18 protein-coding genes are annotated in these 18,955 nt (G+C 64.0%); 16 read left to right on the top strand and 2 right to left on the bottom strand.

All coding sequences use genetic code 11. The features are described 5' to 3' along the window. Window positions 1–36: 36 nt before the first annotated feature. Genes AC07Y0_RS00450 through AC07Y0_RS00490 form a run of 9 tightly spaced genes read left to right on the top strand, consistent with a single transcriptional unit; the run spans window position 37 to window position 8,618 of the window. Complete coding sequence (locus AC07Y0_RS00450; protein WP_498673458.1) at window positions 37–900, top strand: ABC transporter permease; 864 nt, start codon at window positions 37–39, stop codon at window positions 898–900. Continuing rightward, window positions 897–1,685 (top strand): ABC transporter permease, encoded by a 789-nt coding sequence (locus AC07Y0_RS00455; protein WP_210163665.1) that lies wholly within the window; start codon window positions 897–899, stop codon window positions 1,683–1,685. The genes AC07Y0_RS00450 and AC07Y0_RS00455 overlap by 4 nt, the downstream gene beginning before the upstream one ends. Next, entirely contained in the window at window positions 1,682–2,740 is a 1,059-nt protein-coding gene (locus AC07Y0_RS00460) for an ABC transporter ATP-binding protein (RefSeq protein ID WP_498673460.1), read from the top strand. Before AC07Y0_RS00455 ends, AC07Y0_RS00460 begins: the two co-directional genes overlap by 4 nt. Window positions 2,741–2,758: 18 nt before the next feature. Continuing rightward, entirely contained in the window at window positions 2,759–4,054 is a 1,296-nt protein-coding gene (locus AC07Y0_RS00465) for a glycosyltransferase (RefSeq protein WP_498673461.1), read from the top strand. After that, entirely contained in the window at window positions 4,047–4,409 is a 363-nt protein-coding gene (locus tag AC07Y0_RS00470; protein WP_498673463.1) for a cupin domain-containing protein, read from the top strand. Before AC07Y0_RS00465 ends, AC07Y0_RS00470 begins: the two co-directional genes overlap by 8 nt. Window positions 4,410–4,435: 26 nt before the next feature. Continuing rightward, a complete protein-coding gene (locus tag AC07Y0_RS00475; protein ID WP_104368002.1) occupies window positions 4,436–4,783 on the top strand; it encodes a cupin domain-containing protein in 348 nt (115 codons plus the stop codon). 51 nt (window positions 4,784–4,834) lie between these two features. Continuing rightward, window positions 4,835–5,872, top strand: coding sequence for an aminoglycoside phosphotransferase family protein (locus tag AC07Y0_RS00480; RefSeq protein ID WP_498673465.1), 1,038 nt, complete (start codon window positions 4,835–4,837; stop codon window positions 5,870–5,872). After that, a complete protein-coding gene (locus tag AC07Y0_RS00485; protein WP_498673466.1) occupies window positions 5,869–7,380 on the top strand; it encodes an aldehyde dehydrogenase family protein in 1,512 nt (503 codons plus the stop codon). Before AC07Y0_RS00480 ends, AC07Y0_RS00485 begins: the two co-directional genes overlap by 4 nt. Before the next feature lie 47 nt (window positions 7,381–7,427). Further along, on the top strand, window positions 7,428–8,618 hold the full coding sequence (locus tag AC07Y0_RS00490) for a saccharopine dehydrogenase family protein (RefSeq protein WP_498673468.1): 1,191 nt from the start codon (window positions 7,428–7,430) through the stop codon (window positions 8,616–8,618). 117 nt (window positions 8,619–8,735) lie between these two features. Here AC07Y0_RS00490 and AC07Y0_RS00495 read toward each other — a convergent pair whose 3' ends face one another. Next, entirely contained in the window at window positions 8,736–9,473 is a 738-nt protein-coding gene (locus tag AC07Y0_RS00495) for a response regulator (protein ID WP_498673470.1), read from the bottom strand. Further along, on the bottom strand, window positions 9,470–10,693 hold the full coding sequence (locus AC07Y0_RS00500) for a GAF domain-containing sensor histidine kinase (protein WP_498673471.1): 1,224 nt from the start codon (window positions 10,691–10,693) through the stop codon (window positions 9,470–9,472). The genes AC07Y0_RS00495 and AC07Y0_RS00500 overlap by 4 nt, the downstream gene beginning before the upstream one ends. 282 nt (window positions 10,694–10,975) lie before the next feature. Between AC07Y0_RS00500 and AC07Y0_RS00505 the strand changes: the two genes are divergently transcribed. From AC07Y0_RS00505 to AC07Y0_RS00535, 7 genes are all read left to right on the top strand, one after another. Beyond that, entirely contained in the window at window positions 10,976–11,989 is a 1,014-nt protein-coding gene (locus AC07Y0_RS00505) for an ABC transporter substrate-binding protein (protein WP_498673473.1), read from the top strand. 113 nt (window positions 11,990–12,102) lie between these two features. After that, window positions 12,103–13,560, top strand: a complete 1,458-nt coding sequence (locus AC07Y0_RS00510; RefSeq protein WP_498673475.1) for a sugar ABC transporter ATP-binding protein — start codon at window positions 12,103–12,105, stop codon at window positions 13,558–13,560. Continuing rightward, entirely contained in the window at window positions 13,557–14,501 is a 945-nt protein-coding gene (locus tag AC07Y0_RS00515; RefSeq protein ID WP_498673478.1) for an ABC transporter permease, read from the top strand. The genes AC07Y0_RS00510 and AC07Y0_RS00515 overlap by 4 nt, the downstream gene beginning before the upstream one ends. Next, complete coding sequence (locus tag AC07Y0_RS00520) at window positions 14,498–15,448, top strand: ABC transporter permease (RefSeq protein WP_498673480.1); 951 nt, start codon at window positions 14,498–14,500, stop codon at window positions 15,446–15,448. Before AC07Y0_RS00515 ends, AC07Y0_RS00520 begins: the two co-directional genes overlap by 4 nt. A 43-nt stretch (window positions 15,449–15,491) precedes the next feature. Further along, a complete protein-coding gene (locus AC07Y0_RS00525) occupies window positions 15,492–16,412 on the top strand; it encodes an SMP-30/gluconolactonase/LRE family protein (protein ID WP_498673482.1) in 921 nt (306 codons plus the stop codon). Between the two features lie 66 nt (window positions 16,413–16,478). After that, the gene (locus AC07Y0_RS00530) at window positions 16,479–18,008 is read left to right on the top strand and encodes a UxaA family hydrolase (RefSeq protein ID WP_498673485.1); all 1,530 of its coding nucleotides are present in this window, start codon (window positions 16,479–16,481) and stop codon (window positions 18,006–18,008) included. A gap of 123 nt (window positions 18,009–18,131) precedes the next feature. Beyond that, window positions 18,132–18,899 carry an SDR family oxidoreductase gene (locus tag AC07Y0_RS00535; RefSeq protein WP_498673487.1) on the top strand — a complete coding sequence of 256 codons (768 nt, stop codon included), beginning with the start codon at window positions 18,132–18,134 and terminating at the stop codon, window positions 18,897–18,899. The last annotated feature ends 56 nt before the right edge of the window (window positions 18,900–18,955 follow it).

The following is an 18,955-nucleotide window of genomic DNA, read 5'->3' on the forward strand; positions in this document are numbered from 1 at the left end:
CGGTCGTCATGGCAATCCCTCGTCTGGAACTCGTGCATGTCCTATCAGTCCGCCCGATCGAACCTGCTTACCGCGCCGGCCGTCGCCTGGCTCGTGGCGTTCATGGTGGCGCCGTGCCTGCTGATCCTGTCATACGCCTTCTTCCAGCGCGGCATGTGGGGCGGCATCGAATATACCTTCACGCTTGAAAACTTCGCCCGCGTCGTCGATCCGCTCTATGCGAAGATCTTCCTCACTTCGGCGCGCATCGCCGGTCTTGCGACGCTGCTGGCCATCCTGATCGCCTATCCGGCGGCCTATGCGATCAGCCGTGCGCCGCGCATGCGCCAGCCCATGCTGCTGTTTTTTGCCGTTCTGCCGTTCTGGAGCAATTATCTGATCCGCACCTATGCCTGGATGGTGCTGCTCAACCGCGAAGGCCTGATCAACAACCTTTTGCGCTGGTTCGGCTATCAAGGCGAGCCGCTGTCGCTGCTCTACACGGAAGGTGCGGTCATCGTCGGCCTCGTCTACAACTACCTGCCCTTCGTGATCCTGGCGATCTATTCGACGCTGTCGCGGCTCAACCCCGAGCTGATGGAAGCCTCCCGCGATCTCGGCGGCGGGCCGATCCGGACCTTCTGGCGCGTCACCCTGCCGCTCACCCTGCCGGGCGTGGCTGCCGGCGGTGTCTTCGTCTTCGTCCTGTCGATCGGCAATTTCGTGACGCCCGCGCTGCTTGGCGGCGGCCGCTTCCAGATGATCGGCAACGTGGTCTACGACCAGTTCCTCACCGCTAACGACTGGCCCTTCGGTGCAGCCCTCGGTCTCGTGCTGATCGCCATCATGATCCTCCTCCTGATGCTGCAGGCCCGGGCGACCGCGCGTGCCAGCGGCGAGCGCGGGAGGGCGGACGCATGAGAATGGCAAATTCCTCGCGCCTGCCCGGCCGTCTCGTCCTGCTTGCCGTCTTCGGCTTTCTCTACCTGCCGATCGCGGTCCTGGTGGCGCTGTCGTTCAACGAGGCGGGCCTGCCGACAAGCTGGTCCGGCTTCTCGTTCAAGTGGTACGCCGCGCTCGCCGGCAATGGCGAGATCCTCGGGGCGGCCTGGAATACGCTGGTCGTCGCGGTGTTCGCGACGCTGATCTCGACGGCGCTCGGCACGCTTTTGGCGCTCGGCATGGAGACACGGCGCCGCAAGAGCACGGGGCTCGAGGCTCTCGCGTTTGCGCCCATGGTCATTCCGGACATCGTGCTTGCCGTCGCACTCCTCACCTTCTTCTCGCTGCTCAACGTGACGCTTGGCCTGCACACGATCATCATCAGCCACGTGATCTTCGACCTCGCCTTCGTGAGTTCGGTGGTCCGGGCGCGGCTCAAGCATTTCGACTATTCGATCGTCGAGGCTTCCCGCGATCTCGGCGCCTCGGGCTGGACGACCTTCTGGCGGGTGACGTTCCCGGTACTCCTGCCGGCGATCATCGCCGGGGGGCTGCTGGCCTTCACGCTCTCGGTCGACGAGTTCATCATCGCCTTCTTCACCGCCGGCGCCGGCCGTTCCTCGATCACCCTGCCGATCCAGATCTACTCGATGATCCGTTTCGGCATCACGCCGGAAATCAACGCCCTCGCCACGATCGTCATGGGGGTGAGCGCGCTTGCGCTGCTCATCTCCCAATGGCTCAACAAAGAACAGATGCAATGACCGACGCGCCCCATTCCCACGAGCCGATCCTGACGATCGACGGCCTCCACAAGAGCTTCGGCCCGGTGAACGCTGTGGACCACGTGTCGCTGGAGATCCGCAAGAACGAATTCTTCGCGCTGCTCGGCCCCTCCGGCTGCGGCAAGACCACGCTTTTGCGCATGCTGGCCGGTTTCGAGACGCCGACCGGCGGGCGCATCCTCCTGGAAGGCAATGACATCTCCGCTTTGCCGCCGGAAAAGCGGCCGCTCAACCTGATGTTCCAGTCCTATGCGCTCTTCCCACACATGACGGTCGCCAAGAACCTCGCCTACGGGCTTGAGATGGACCGGTTGCCGAAGGCGGAAATATCCCGCCGCGTCGAGGAGATCATGGCGGTGACCGACCTTGGCCAGTTCGCCGGCCGCAAGCCCGACCAGCTGTCGGGCGGACAGAAGCAGCGCGTTGCGCTGGCGCGCGCTCTGGTCAAGCGCCCGAAGGTGCTGCTGCTCGACGAACCGCTCGGCGCGCTCGACAAGAAACTGCGCGAACGCATGCAGCTCGAACTGAAGCGCCTGCAGCACGAGGTCGGCATCACCTTCATCATCGTCACCCACGACCAGGAAGAGGCCCTGGTCATGGCCGACCGGATGGCGATCCTGAAGGACGGCAAGCTGCTGCAATGCGGATCGCCCGAGGCCGTCTACGAAACGCCGGCCGACCGCTTCGTCGCCAACTTCATCGGCGTGATGAACTTCATCGAAGGTGCGGTCGGCAACGACGGCAATTTCGCTGCCGACGGACTAAACCTGGCGGTCGGAACCGACATCCGTGGTGCTGCGACGCTTGCCGTGCGGCCCGAGAACATCACGGTGACGGCAGGCGGCGCCGGCAGCGCAGGAAAGATTGTCGACATGGCCTATCACGGTCTCGACCGTGTCCTGCACGTCAAGATCGCCGCCAGTGCAACGCCGCTGCAGGTTCGGGTTCCGGCCAATGCCGCCGTGCCGCACACCGTCGGCGACACCATTCACATCGCGATCGACCCGGATCGCACCCGGCTATTCAAGAACTAAAAAATGAAGGGGAACCCCATGTCGCAAAAGACAATCGCATTCTTTCCAGAAGCCGCCTTCGGACCGGCGCTGAATTCCGTCGGTATCGCGCAGGCCATCGAGGCGCTTGGTCACAAGGCCGTCTTCCTGTCCGATCCGGGTTTCGTCTCGGTCTATCAGGGCTATGGTTTCGAGGCCCATCCGGTGAATCTCTCCGAGCCGATGCCGCCGGAGCAGATGGCGAAGTTCTGGGAAGACTTCATCAACGGCCACATTCCGAACTTCCGCAAGAGCCCCTACGACCAGATCGACAACTATGTGAAGGACTGCTGGACGGCGATCGTCGACAGCGCCAAATGGGCGGAAAAGGACCTCCCGGGCGTGCTGGCCAGGATCAAGCCGGACCTGATCTGCGTCGACAACGTCATCCTGTTTCCGGCCATCAAGCATTTCGGCAAGCCGTGGGTGCGCATCATCTCCTGCTCGGAAAACGAGATCGAGGATCCCAAGATCCCGCCGCATCTCTCCGGCTGTGGCGCCAAGGATTATGCCTGCCATGCGGCCTATCGCGACCATTTCAACGAGGTCATCAAGCCGATCCATGACGACTTCAACGAATTCCTGACATCGACCGGCGAGGACGCCTATCCGATCGGCCAGTTCTTCGAGGCCTCGCCCTTCATGAACCTGCTGCTCTATCCGGAGCCGGTGAAATTCGAGCGCGAACACCCGCTGAACCCGAGCCAGTTCCAGTATCTCGAAGGCTGCGTGCGCTCGGAAAAGCCCTACGAAGTGCCGGTCTTCAAGGCCAACAACGACAAGCCGCTGCTCTATGTCAGCTTCGGCAGCCTCGGCGCCGGCGACACGGATCTGCTGAAGCGGATCATCGCAACGGTCGGCAAGCTGCCGTACCGCGCTCTGGTCAATGTCGGCGACTACAAGGACCAGTACGAAAACCTGCCCGACAACGTCATCGTCGAGAGCTGGTTCCCGCAGCCATCTGTCATCCCGCTCGTCGACGCCGTGATCCATCACGGCGGCAACAACTCCTTCACCGAGTGCCTCTACTTCGGCAAGCCGGCGATCATCATGCCCTATGTCTGGGACGGCCACGACAACGCGACCCGCGTCGACGAGACAGGCCACGGCTTCAAGATGCCGCGATACGACTGGACCGACGCGGAACTGGCGGCAAAGATCGACCACATGATCAACGACCCGGCGATGAAGGCCAAGCTCGCCGCTGCCGCAAAGCACATGCAGAGCCAGAACGGGCCGCAGAAGGCAGCCGGTATTCTCGACGAACTGGTGAAGACCGGGAAATACAATGGTTGAGACGCTGAATACGACGGCCCCGCACATCCACGGCGCCACGACCTTCGACGACCTCGTCGACTGGGGCGTGCAGTCGGATGCGATCGAGGGTGCTTCGAAATCGACCGGCCGCCTGCTGTTCAAGGGGCCGAACAACCAACCGGAAACCGGCATCTGGGTCTGCACGCCCGGGCGCTGGCGGCTGTCGATCCCGCGCGACGAGTTCTGCCACTTCGTCGCCGGCTCTGCGACCTACCGGTCGGACGACGGCGAGGTGATCGACGTCACCCCCGGCACCGCCGTGATGTTCAAGGCCGGCTGGACCGGCGAATGCACGGTCCACGAGACCATGCGCAACATCTACATGCTGGCCTGAGCCGGCCCACTCGAAAGGACATGACCATGACCACCGCACCTTTGATGCGCAATCCGCTCGAACAGACCGATCTCGTCGACTGGGGCATCATCCCGACCATGATCGAGGGCGAGAGCCACGTCTCCGGCCGGCTGATCCACAAGGGCCCGAACGGCGAGAGCGAATGCGGGCTCTGGGTCTGCACGCCGGGCAAGTGGGAGTGCCACGTGACCCGCGACGAGTTCTGCCACTTCCTCGAAGGCCGCAGCACCTATGTGCACGAGTCGGGCGAGGTGATCGAGATTACGCCGGATACGGCAGCCTTCTTCCCCAAGGACTGGAAGGGCGTCTGCACCGTCCATGAGACGATCAAGAAGGTCTACATGATCCGCTGAACAGCGGAACGAAACGCCGCCCTGGCGGCCGTTCGAGGCAAGAGATTGACCATGCTGCAAAGCCAAACGCTGCCGGACGCGCGCCGGGAGTTCATTGCCGCGCATTTCGACGCGACACCGGAGGCAAGGGCGCTGCCGGCGGATGCCTCGCCGCGCCGCTATTACCGGATCGAGGTCGCGCCGAAGCTGTTGATGGAGGTCGAGCCCGGCACGCCGGACTTCGAGGCCTTTGTTCGCATCAGCCGACATCTGAACGCGCTCGGGTTGTCGGCGCCGAAGGTCTTTTCGGTGGATTTCGAGCGCGGGCTGGCGCTGATCGAGGATTTCGGCCACGGCACCTTCACCCGGCTTCTTGGCGCCAGCCATTCGGAAGAAAAGCTTTACGGCCTGGCCGTCGATGCGCTGATCCACCTGCATGAGGCACCTGGCGCAGCCCGGATCGATGTGCCGGCCTATGACCATGGTCCGCTGTTCGAAGAACTCGCCATGTTCACCGACTGGTTCGTGCCGCAATGCGCGCCGGGCTGTGACGCGGCCGTCTTCAAGGACCGGTTCCTCGGCCTATGGAAGTCCGCGCTTACCGATGTGGCGGAAAGCCGCGACGCGCTGGTGCTGCGTGACTATCACGTCGACAATCTGATGGTGATCGGAGACCGCCAGGGCGTCGCCGCCTGCGGGCTGCTCGATTTCCAGGACGCGCTGATCGGCTCGGCGGCCTATGACCTCGTGTCGCTGACCCAGGACGCCCGGCGCGACATCGATCCCGCGCTGGAGGAACGACTGATCGAACGGTACTTCGCCGGACGACCATGCCTCGACCGTCAGCGCTTCCTCACCGAATACTGGCTGCTCGCCGCCCATCGGCACACGAAGATCCTCGGCAATTTCGAGCGATTGTCGAAGCGCGACGGCAAGCACGGTTATCTGATCCATCTGCCGCGCGTCGCGCGTCTACTCGACAAGGCGCTGATGCGCGCCGGCCTCGATGATATCCGCGCCGTCATGGACGCGGCACTTCCCTCCTGGCGCGACCACGCACCGGTCGCGCCGAATTCCTCTCCGACTTCCGAAGCAGGCAGGACGCCATGAGCGCTTATGACATTTCCAAGCCCACCTATTTTGCGGCGGGAGAATACAGACGCAGTCTCGGCCGGATCATCGACGTGATCGATCCTGCCCGGATCGAGAAGGTCGGGGTGATCACCGAGGTCACCGAGGACGAGCTTTCCGCCACGCTGGATGCCGCAACGGCCGCCCAGCGCAAGTGGAAGGTTCTCGACGCCAAGACCCGCGCCTCCATCCTGCACAAGGTGGCCAACCGCATCGAGGCGACCGACATGCGGCGCTGTGCCGAGATCATGTCGCGCGAAATGGGCAAGCCCTATCCGGAAGCGATCGGCGAGGTGGCCAACTGCGCCGGCGCTTTCCGCTATTTCGCCGAAATGGCGCGCGACGAGGCGGGCAAGATCGCCGGCACCACGCAGACCGGCTCCTTCCAGTTCGCACGCTACGAGCCGCTGGGCTTGTCCGTCCACATCATGCCGTTCAACTTCCCGATCCTTCTGATGTGCTGGACGGTCGCGGCCTCGCTGGCCTCGGGCAACGGCTGCATCATCAAACCGGCACCGGCCACGACGCTGTCGACGCTCGAATTCATGCAGATCTTCGCCGACCTGCCGGAGGGCCTGATCGCCTGCCTGCCGGGCGGCGTGGCGCTGGCCGAGGCGCTGATCGCCTCGCCGAAGACCCATGCGGTGGCATTCACCGGCTCGGTTGCCGCCGGACGGGCGGTCGCCATCGCCGCGGCCGGCCAGATGAAGCCAGCTGTGATCGAGGCCGGCGGTTCCGATCCGATGATCATCACCGCCAACGCTCCCCTCGACGTTGCCGCCGCCGGCGCGGTCACCGCCGCCTTCCACATGTCCGGCCAGGTGTGCACCTCGGCCGAGCGCTTCTTCGTGGTCGACGCTGTGCATGACGATTTCATCGCGAAATTCGTCGCCGAGACCAAACGTCTGCGCATTGGCAATGGTCTCAGCAAGGCCGAGATCGGGCCGCTCGTTTCCGAAGCCGCCCGCGCCAAGGTCACCCGGCTGGTGGAGGACGCGGTCGCGAAGGGCGCCAAGGTCGAGATCGGCGGACGAATCCCGCCGTCCGAGCCGGTCGGCTGGTTCTACGAACCGACCATCCTCACCGGCTGCACGTCCGACATGGCGATCATGCAGGAGGAGTGCTTCGGACCCGTCGCCGCCGTCATGCGGGTCGGGGATTTCGACCAGGCGATCGAGAAGGCGAACGACAGCGAATTCGGCCTTGGCGCCTCGGTTTTCACCACCTCTCTTCAAGAAGCGATGGGAGCGGCGGAGCGGCTGGAGGCCGGCATGGTCTGGGTCAACAATCCGCTGATCGACAATGACGCGTTGCCTTTCGGAGGCTGGAAGAAATCCGGTATCGGCCGGGAGTTGTCCAAGCTCGGGCTCGACACCTTCCGCCGGTCCAAGATGGTAATCATCGACCACAACCCGGTGCGCCAGGAGTGGTGGTATCCCTATCCGGATGCGTGGTTCTACGAAACGGGCGGCCGCAAGCACGCGTAAACGGCGCTTCGGCCCCGAACAGATTTCATGACAAGAGGAATTTCGAAATGATCATCACCCTTCTCGGCGGCGCGGGCTTCATGGGCGCCGGCATTGTCCGCGACCTCGTCTCCGACCGCGCCATCGTCGACATCACGAAGATCCGCGTCTGCGATGCGGCGCGCGACAAGATGGAAGCGCTAAAGGAAGAGCTCGGCGATGCGCGCCTGGAACTGGTTGACCTCAACGTGACCGATCCGGCCGCGCTCAATGCCGCGATTGCCGGTGCCGACATCTGCATCAATTGCGTGCCGACCCTGCTCGGCTTCCAGATGGCAATCTTCGAAGCGGCGCTTGCGGCCAAGGTGCCCTATATCGACCTCGGCGGGCTTGGCACCTTCACGGTCAAGCAACTGGCCGAACACGACCGTTTCAAGGCGGCAGGCGTGACCGCCGTGATCGGCGTCGGTGCCGATCCGGGCATGTCGAACGTGATCTGCCGGGCAGTGGCCGACGAGTTGGACGAGATCGACAAGATCAACCTCTACTGGGCCGCGGAACTGGTCGGCGACGAAAACCCGGTTCTCGTTCCGCCCTACAGCGTCTCGACAGTGCTCGCCGAATATGCCCATGAGAGCACGCAGTTCTACGAGGGCAAGCATGTGACCTGCCCGCCGATGAGCGGCAGCGAGTTCCTCGACCTGCCGGAACCCTGGGGACGCTGCGAATTCATGCACTCTCCGCATTCCGAGCAACTGACCGTGCCGCTGGCCGACGGCATCAAGGAAAAGGGCATCAAGGAATTCTCCTGGAAGCTGCACCTGCCGCATCGTGAACACGAGGCCTGGGTGGGTCTGGTCAAGGCCGGCTTCGGCGACTTCAACGATCCGGTCGAAGTGGGGGGTGTCAAGGTTCGCCCGCTCGACGTGCTGAACAAGGTGATCGAACGCAATATCAAGAAGAATGCGGCCAAGATCCCGGCGCAGGACAGTCACGAGATCCACTTTGCCATCGGCAAGGGTCGCAAGAACGGCGTCGAAACGACGGTGACGGTCGAGGTCGTGGTCAAGCCGGATGCGATGTACGCGCCTTACGTCGACGCCTGCACATCGATGAACGGCTCGATCGCCGCGCAGCTGATCCTCGCCAATCCGAAGAGGCCGGGCGTCTGGGCGCCGGAAGAATATTTCGACGTCGCGGCCTATTTCAAGGAACTGGAAAAGCGCAAGTTCATCATCAACAAGCGCGTCGACGCATAGGGCATATCGAGCCAAAGTCAGATTCCACGGAACCGGGGAGGCGGCGACGCCTCACCCGGCTCTCGCTTTGGAGATGGCGGTACCTGTGGTTACTCGGGGCGCCGAAGACGGACGGCTCTAGTTGTGTCGCTGCGGCTTGCGGGCCAGCCAGTGCTCGAGGTCGGCCTCGGCCCGTTCCAGAGCATTGTAGTTGAGCAACTTGCGCAGGAGCGCCACGGTGACTGCGCGGGCACGCAGGTTGAAGCGGCCTTCTTCCGCTTCTTCGCCGACCGGCTGGTAGACGCCAAGCTTTTCGTAGAGCTGCTGCAGGCGGTTCTGAACGCTGCGAAGCGAGAGGTTGCGGCGCTTGGCGATGGCGCGGTCGGTCAGACCCAGCGCGATGTCGACCAGGATCTCGTATTCGGATTCGCTGAAGCCGCGGGCATGGCCGAGGCTCTTCTGCTGCAGGCCCCGTACTTCACGGTCGATCACGCATTGCGCCTCGATGAAGATCGAACGGAGCGCCAGCCTCAGCCGTTCATCGGAGGCCGACTTCAGCACATAGCCATAGGCCGCCCCATCCGGCACGATGCGCGAGATGCCGCGGACATTGGCCTCGTCGGCATAGTTCGACCAAAACAGGATGCGGGTGTCGGGACGCTCCTTCCAGATGGTGCGGGCCGCCTCGATGCCGTTTCGCGGGCTCATCTGCAGGTCCATGACGATGTGCTCGGAGCGGTGTTCGCGGGCCAGTTTCTCGCCGACCAGTCCGTTTTCAGCCTCGAATACGGTATCGCATTCCGGCAGGGCGGAACGCACGGCCTCGTTGAGATAGGCCCGGTGCAGCGCATCGTCCTCGACGATCAGAACCTTCATTCTGCAACCTCCTGTTCCGGCATGGGCAAAGTGACGCGGACAAAGGTCTCGCCATGCTCGCGGCCATAGGTGAACCCGGCGGAGATCAGCCGCGCGCGGGTGCGCATGTTTTCCAGACCGCTGCCGGGGCGGCGGGCGACCTTGCCGATGCCGATGCCGTTGTCGCGGATTTCCAGCAGCATTTCGCCCGGCGGGCAGTCGAGGCGAACGGAGATCCGGTCGCCCTGCGCGTGGCGAATGGCGTTGTTGATTGCCTCCTGGGCGATGCGGAAGAGGGCGACGCGCACGGAATGGCCGAGCCGGTCGGTCGCTCCCTCGGTATGGTCGAGGAGCTGGTGTTCGATCGTCAGCCCGCTGTCGCGCACCGATCGCTCCAGATGGTTCTCGATCGCATCGGCAAGACCGAACAGCTGGAGAACGGAAGGGCGTGCCTCCTCGATGATCTGGCGCAGGTCCTGCATCGAGTGCTGCAGGCTGCGAAACAGCGGCTCCAGCGTCTCGCCGCTGATCGTCGGCATCAGGCTCAGCCGCTCCAGGCGCTTGGCGAAACGGGTAAGGTCGGCCAGCGTCTGGTCGTGCAGGTCCATGCCGATGCGCTGGCGCTCGGCTTCGAGCGCTTCGGTCAGCCGCAGCGCACCAAGACGCAACCCCTCCTCGCGGGCCCGGGCCTCAGCCTCGACGATCGCCGAACGCTTGGCCTGGTCGGCGGCCCTCAGCGCAAAGAAGTAGGGCGCGAGCAGGTCAGCGATCGAACGGGCCTTGGTAATGTCCGCTGGGGTATAAAAGTTCGGCTGCAGGCTGGAGCAGGACAGCGCGCCGATGGTTTCGCCCTGTACCTTGAGCGCGACATGCAGCCGGCTGCGCAAGCCGTGTTCGAAGATCGGGTGCGAAAAGGCGCCGGAGAAGTTGAATGTCGGGTCGGTGCTGGCATCGGCGGTCAGCATTTCGTCCACCTCTCCCATCAGCAGATCGCGGAGCGGGCTGTTGGCGATGAGCGCCGCGGACATCTTGCTCCATGCCGTCTCGAAGCCGCTTTCATAGGCCGTGTGATAGGTGCTTCCGGGCGTGATGATGCAGACGTCCATGTGATCGTTGGGAATGATCAGGTTGATTTCCATGGCCACTGCGCGTATGGCGGAATGGAAATCGAGTTGGCCGGCAAGCAGGCGCGAGATCGCCAGGTACTGGCCGAACAACGAGGCCGAGGCGTCTTCCAGCATTGGTATTCCTCCCCGGTTTCAAGGCTCCCTCCAGAGCCGTGAAACCAACTTACTTCGCACCCATTAGCGCGAAAACCGGTCGTCGCGTCTTGCGAACATCCGCAAATCGCTTGCGGGATCCCGCAGTCTCCCTGCTCGTATCCGTCTATACAGCTTTTTCGATTTCCTCCATCCTGCTTTTCACTGAGGCGCCAGTCCTCAGTGGAGGAACATTTCCGGGCCAGCCGTTGAGGAGCGGTCCCGGAGATCCGCCGGACCGCTCCGGCATTCAGGGAGAGAGACATGACCATCAGGAAACTACTCCTGGCGTCGGCTGCGATCGTGTGCGCGGCCATGCCAATTTCGGCCCATGCCGACACGTCGACCAAGAAGATCGCGCTTTCCAACAACTACGCCGGCAATTCCTGGCGTCAGGCCATGCTGACGAGCTGGGACAAGGTCACCAAGGAAGCGGTGAAGGCCGGCATCGTCGCCGCAGCCGATCCGTTCACCACCGCCGAAAACCAGGCGACCGAACAGGCCGCGCAGATCCAGAACATGATCCTGGAAGGCTATGACGCCATCGTCGTCAACGCTGCCTCCCCGACCGCGCTCAACGGCGCCGTCAAGGAAGCCTGCGATGCCGGCATCACCGTCGTTTCCTTCGACGGCATCGTCACCGAGCCTTGCGCTTGGCGCATTGCTGTCGACTTCAAGGAAATGGGCCGCAGCCAGGTCGAATACCTGTCGAAGAAGATCCCGAACGGCGGCAACCTGCTTGAAATCCGCGGCCTCGCAGGCGTCTTCGTCGATGACGAAATCTCCGCCGGCATCCATGAGGGCGTGAAGCAGTACCCGCAGTTCAAGATCGCCGGTTCGGTCCATGGCGACTGGGCGCAGGACGTCGCCCAGCGCGCTGTCGCCGGCATCCTGCCGAGCCTGCCGGAAATCGCCGCGGTCGTGACCCAGGGCGGTGACGGCTATGGCGCCGCGCAGGCCTTCGACGCGGCCAAGCGCCCGATCCCGACCATCGTCATGGGCAACCGCGAGGACGAACTGCAGTGGTGGAAGAAGCAGAAGGATGCCAACGGCTATGAGACCATGTCGGTCTCGATCGCGCCGGGCGTCTCGACGCTCGCCTTCTGGGTCGCCCAGCAGATCCTCGACGGCAAGGAAGTGAAGAAGGACCTCGTGGTTCCCTTCCTGCGCATCGATCAGGACAATCTCGAGAAGAACCTCGAGACCACCGAAAAGGGCGGTGTGGCCAACGTCGAATACTCGCTCGAGGACGCCCAGGCGGTCATCGCCGGCAAGTGACGGTATCATCACGGCGGAGCTTCACGCCGCCGTGATCTCCCGCCACCCGGCGCCCCCAACCTGGCGCCGGGTGGTCATTTCATGAATCTTTCGGACAGGCAGTGGCCAAGGGCATGAGTATTGAAGCCGAACAGCAGGCGGTCGTCTCCGCGCGCGGGATCAGGGTCGAGTTCGGCGCGGTCAAGGCGCTCGACGGCGTCGATCTGACGATCCTGCCGGGCGAGGCGGTCGGGCTGGTCGGCCACAACGGCGCCGGCAAATCGACCATCGTCAACGTCATCAATGGCGGCCTCCCGCCGCACCAGGGCACGATCGCCTATGGCGGGGTGGACGGGGCCGGCGGCATTGCCACGGCGCGCGCCGGCGGCGTGCGATGTGTGTTCCAGGAACTGTCGCTCTGCCCGAACCTCACCATTGTCGAGAACACCCGCGTCATGCATGCGGGGCTATCCGGTTTCGGCTGGCGCAAGCGGGCGCTGTCGCTGATCCGCGCGAAACTCGACGAGATCTTTCCCGGCAATCACATCGACTGCACGGCGACCGTCGGAGAACTGTCGATCGCCGAGCGGCAGATGGTGGAGATCGCCATCACCTTTGCCGCCGTCACCGACGCGCCGCGGCTGGTGATCCTGGACGAGCCGACATCGTCGCTCGATGCAGGCCTGGCCGAACAGTTGCTCGCCCATGTCCGCCGCTTCGTCGCCTCCGGCGGCGCGGTGCTGCTCATCTCCCATATTCTCGGCGAGATCCTGTCGACCTCCAGCCGCATCGTGGTGATGAAGGACGGTCGGGTCGTGACCTCGCGGCCGGCGGCCGAATTCACCGTGAACAGTCTCGTGGAAGCCATGGGCAGCGTCGTCAAGGAGCGGACCCGTGGCGCCAGGATCAGGACCGAAGCCGATTTTTCGATCGAGCGCGCGCCACAGGCCGGATCGCCGATCGGTTTCAAGGCGCGCAAGGGCGAAATCATCGGGCTTGCCGGCCTCGGTGGCCATGGCCAGACCGACATGCTGCTCGATCTCTTCCGCGACCACAGCGGCAACTGGTTGCCCGGCCACGGCGATGCGGTCGCCTTCGTCGCCGGCGACCGCGCGCTGAACGGCACTTTCCCGCTGTGGAGCATCCTCAAAAACCTGTCGGTCGGCAGCCTGCCGCATCTTGCGCGGCTCTGGGCGATCGACGGCGGGCGCGAAACGGCGCTCGGCGCGGACTGGAAAAGCCGCATGGAAATACGCACGCCCGACATGGGCAATCCCATTCTCTCGCTGTCGGGCGGCAATCAGCAGAAGGTGCTTTTCGCCCGGGCGCTCGCCACGAAGGCCGAGATCGTGCTGATGGACGACCCGATGCGCGGCGTCGACATCGGCACCAAGCAGGAGGTCTATGCGATCCTCAGAGCAGAGGCCGAAGGTGGCCGGACCTTCATCTGGTATTCGACCGAAATGGACGAAATCTGCCTGTGCGACCGGGTCTATGTGTTCCGGGACGGCGGGATCGTCGCCGAACTGACGGACGACGAGATCGACGAGAGCCACGTGCTCGCAGCCTCCTTCTCGGGAGAGGCCGCATGAAGGGCGTTTCCGTCAATACGCTGAGGCTTGTCATTCCTGCGGCCTCACTCGCGATCCTGCTCGCGGCGGTGTTCTATATCCAGCCGCGCGCCATGAGTTATACCGGGCTCAACCTGCTGTTCAATCTCGCCGTGCCGATCGCGCTCGCCACCATCGCGCAGATGCTGATCATGGCGGTCAACGATCTCGATCTGTCGATCGGCACCTTCGTCAGCTTCGCCGCCTGCGTGACGGCCGTTTACATGCCGACGGAGCCGGCCACGGCCATCGCCATTCTTGCCGCGGCCGTGGTGACCTATGCGGCGCTCGGCATGATCATCCACCTGCGGGACCTGCCCTCGATCGTCGTCACGCTCGGCATGAGCTTCGTCTGGGGCGGGCTTGCGGTCATCATCCTGCCGGCTCCCGGCGGTGAGGCGCCGATCTGGCTGCGGGCCGTGATGGTGTCCAAGCCGCCCTTCGTGCCGATGGCGATCATCGCCAGCCTGCTGATCGCGCTCGTCGCCCACCTTCTCGTCATGCGCACCACCTTCGGCGTGCTGATGCGCGGCGTCGGCGGCAATGCCCGCTCGGTCGCACGCGCCGGCTGGTCGGTGCTGTGGATCAAGGGCGCGACCTATGCGGCGGCCGGCTTCTTCGCCATCCTGTCCGGCATCGCGCTCGTCGGCCTCGCCACCTCGGCGGATGCCAATATCGCGCTGCGCTATACGCTGCTGTCGATCGCCGGCGTCATCCTCGGTGGCGGCGAGTTCGTCGGCGGGCGCGTTTCGCCGGTCGGTGCGGTCATCGGTGCACTGACGCTGACGCTTGCCGGTTCGTTCCTCTCCTTCCTGCGCATTTCGCCCGACTGGCAGATTGGCGCCCAGGGAGCGATCCTCATCATCGTGCTCGGGCTCAGGCTGGTGCTTAATCGCCGCGGCCAGGAGGAGAAGCAGCCATGACCCGCGTAACCGCGCTCTTCAGCAAGGCCTGGATCTGGTCCTTCGTCGCCGCAATCGCCACCTGGATCGTCACCGTACTGTTCACCGGCGGTGCCAGCTCGGCCGGGCTCTCCCAGGCCGCCTTCACTTTCGCCGCCTTCTCGGTCATTGTCGGCCTCGGGCAGATGCTGGTCATCACGCTCGGACCGGGCAATGTCGACCTCTCGGTGCCGTCCACCATGACGCTGTCGGGCACCATTGCGCTCAAGCTGATGGACGGACAGGATTCGCTGATCCTCCTCGGTTTCCTCGTCGCCATCCTGATCGGTATGGTCATCGGCGTGCTCAACTATGCGCTGATCAAGCTGCTCAGGATCCCGCCGATCATCGCCACGCTGTCGATGAGCTTCATCGTCCAGTCCTCGGCCATCTGGTACAATCGCGGCCTCAGGATCAAGCCACCGGAAATGCTGGCGCAGTTCACCACCTCGACCAGCTTCGGCATTCCCAACATTGCGCTCGTCGCGCTGCTGCTTTCCGTTGCCGTCTGGTGGCTGCTGGACCGGGCGATCTTCGGCCGCTGGATCTCGGCGATCGGCCAGAGCCGGTTCGCCGCCCGCATGGCCGGTATCCCGGTCGACGGCTCGCGCCTCCTGACCTACGTGCTCTGTGCGGTGCTGGCAGCGATCTGCGGCTATCTGCTGGCGAGCTTTTCCGGCGGCGCGGCGCTCAACATGGGTTCGGAATACCTGCTGATGTCGATCGCCGTGGTAGTCATCGGCGGTTCGGCGGTCGCCGGCGGCAATTCCAACGTTCCGGGCATCTGGGGCGCCTCGCTCTTCATGTTCCTGGTCGTCTCGATGCTCAACACCTACGGCTTCGGCGCCGGCATCCGACTGATCCTGACCGGCCTCATCATCATCACCGTGATCCTGGTCGCGAGCCGACCGCCGCGGGGAGCAAGATGAACATCCATCTCCTCCAATTCCACATGTCTGCGGAACGACTGCCATGACGACTGCCCCTTCATCGATCTACGAGATCCACGACCCGCGCTTCCGCCACCTGATCGTCGTCAGCGCCGAGTTGGAGGAACTCTATTCCGGCTGCCGCTGGGCAGAGGGTCCGGTCTGGTTCGCCGATCTCAACTGCCTGCTGTTCAGCGACATTCCCAACCAGCGCATGCTGCGCTATTCGCCGGGCCATGGCGTGTCGGTGTTTCGTGAGCCGTCGAACTTTGCCAACGGAAATACGCGCGACCGCCAGGGACGGCTCGTTACCTGCGAGCATGGCGGACGGCGCGTGACGCGGACGGAAATCGACGGAAGCATCACGGTGCTGGCCGACCAGTTTGGGGGCAAGCGGCTCAACGCCCCGAACGATGTCGTGGTGAAGTCCGACGGCAGCGTCTGGTTCAGCGATCCGACCTACGGCATCCTGTCCGACTACGAAGGCTACAAGGCCGAACCGGAACTGCCGAACCGCAACGTCTTCCGGCTTGATCCGCAGAGCGGTGCGCTTTCCGCCGTCGTTGACGATTTTCGCCAGCCCAACGGTCTTGCCTTTTCGCCCGACGAGAAGCGGCTCTATGTTGCCGATTCCGCGCAGAGCCATGACGAGACGGCGCCGAGCCACATTCGCGTCTTCGACGTCGTCGACGGGTCGCGGCTGACAAACGGGCGGGTGTTCTGCAATCTGGACAATGGCATTCCGGACGGCTTTCGTGTCGATACCCTGGGCAATGTCTGGACCAGCGCCGGCGACGGGGTGCATTGCTTTGCGCCGGACGGCACGCTGCTCGGCAAGATCCTGGTGCCGCAGACGGTGGCGAACCTGACCTTCGGCGGGCCGCGCCGCAATCGACTGTTCATCACCGCCACACGTTCGCTCTATGCGGTCTATACAACGGCCAGCGGCGCCCAATATCCATGAGGCGAGCCCGCAATGGCGGGCGCCGAACCTTAAACGTCCGCATCGCTTTCGCCAGGGAGCCCGGCCATGACCACTGCAGTTTCGCCGATCATCATCCTGAATCCCGCCGACGACGTGGGCGTCGCCCGCAAGGTGATCCCCGCCGGTGCGCCGGCCGGGCCGGAAGGCCTGTTTGCCAGGGTCCAGATCGGCCGCGGCCACAAGATCGCGCTGCATGCCATCGCCAAGGGCAAGGAAGTCCTGAAGTTCGGCCAGGTGATCGGGGTCGCGTCGGAATCGATCGCAGCGGGTGACCATGTGCATCTGCACAACCTTCAAATGATCGATTCGCATCATGCCTACGAATTCGGCGGCGTGCCCGGCCCGGTCCTCCTGCCGGAGGCCGAGCGGCGCACCTTCATGGGCTTCAACCGCGGCGTCGGCGGCATCGGCACCCGCAATTACATCGGCATCATCTCCTCGGTGAACTGTTCGGCGACCGTCTCGCGCTACGTGGCGGAGCATTTCAACCGGCATCACGGGCTCGAGGGTTTTCCCAATGTCGACGGCGTGGTCGCACTGACCCACGGAGGCGGCTGTGCCATCAATACCAAGTCCGAAGGCTACGAGATCCTGACGCGGACCATCCAGGGCTATGCCCGCCATCCGAATTTCGGCGGCATCCTGATGATCGGGCTCGGCTGCGAGACCAACCAGATCGCGCCCATCCTTGAGCACTACAAGCTCGTCGAAGGCGCTTTGCTGAAGACCATGACGATCCAGCACACGGGCGGGACCCGCAAGACCATCGACGCCGCCTGCGAGGCGATCAAGGAGATGCTGCCGCTCGTCAATGCGGTCGGCCGCACGGAACAACCCCTGTCCGGCATCAAGCTCGCGCTCGAATGCGGCGGCTCGGACGGCTATTCCGGCATTTCGGCCAATCCGGCGCTCGGCATTGCCTCCGACCTTCTGGTGCGGAACGGCGGAACCTCGGTGCTTGCCGAAACACCGGAGATCTACGGCGCCGAACATCTGCTCACCCGCCGCGCGGTCAGCCCGGCGGTGGCGAAGAAGCTGCTCGACCGGATCGAATGGTGGCGTCAGTACACCGCCCGCAACGGCGACGAACTCAACAACAATCCCTCCTTCGGCAACAAGCTCGGCGGGCTCACCACCATTCTGGAGAAGTCTCTGGGCGCCGTCGCCAAAGGCGGGTCGATGCCGCTTTCGGCGGTCTACGAATATGCCGAGATGGTGACCGAGCCCGGTTTCGTCTTCATGGATACGCCCGGCTATGATCCGGTGGCCGTGACGGGTCAGGTGGCGGGCGGCTGCAATGTCATCTGTTTCACCACCGGCCGCGGATCGGTCTCCGGCTTCAAGCCGGCGCCCTGCATCAAGATCGCCACCAATTCCGAAATGTACCGCCACATGGAGGACGACATGGACCTCAACTGCGGCGACATCGTTACGGGCGAGGATACGATCGAGGCCGCCGGCCGGCGGATCTTCGAGGAGGTGATCGCAGTCGCTTCCGGCAAGAAGACGCGCAGCGAGGAATTCGAATACGGCGACAACGAATTCGTACCGTGGCAGGTCGGCGCCGTAACCTGAGGAAGGGGCGAATACCGGCAGTCGCGACTGTCCTCCCGTACCGCGTCCTCTATAGTCGAACGTGGTCTGCTTCGTGCCGTGGTGACGGGGAGGGAGACGCAAACGGAAACCGGGAGTACAGGCTTGAAGAATCCGCTGTTCAGCCTTGAAGGCAAGACCGCCCTCGTGACTGGTTCATCGCGCGGGCTGGGCTTGGCGATCGCCACGGGGCTCGCCGAAGCAGGTGCGCGGCTGGTGCTGAACGGCATGGATGCCGACCGCCTGGCGATGACAGCGGACGTCCTGCGTTCGCAAGGGCATGTCGTACTCGTCGAACCCTTCGACGTCACCGACGAAGCCGCCGTCGTTGCAGCCTTCCAGAGTCTCGACGCCGAAGGTGTCCCGATCGACATTCTCGTCAACAATGCCGGCATCCAGCTGCGCAAGCCGCTCGTCGAGCTTGAGGCCGAGGAATGGCGGCGGGTGATCGACACCAACCTGACCAGCGCCTTCTTCGTCGGCCGCGAGGCGGCCAAGCGCATGATCCCGCGCGGTCAGGGCAAGATCGTCAATATCGGCTCGCTGATGAGCGCCTTTGCCCGTCCGACGGTCGCACCCTACACGGCAGCGAAAGGTGGCATCAAGCTCCTGACCCAGTCGATGGCGGCCGAGTGGGCCGAGCACGGCATCCAGGCCAATGCCATCGGCCCGGGCTACATGCTGACCGACATGAACGAGGCGCTCACCAGCAATCCGCCGTTCGATGCCTGGGTAAAGGGACGCACGCCCTCGCGCCGCTGGGGGCGCCCGGAGGAACTGGTGGGAGCCGCCGTCTTCCTTGCCTCGTCCGCTTCCGACTATGTCAACGGGCAGATCATCTATGTCGACGGCGGCATGAGCGCCGTGCTCTGAGACGCAGAAACGCCGCCGAACCTAAGGTATCGGCGGCGTCGATGATGTCGTCCTGA

The sequence above is a fragment of the Allorhizobium sp. GW101-3B10 genome (genome assembly GCF_059424725.1).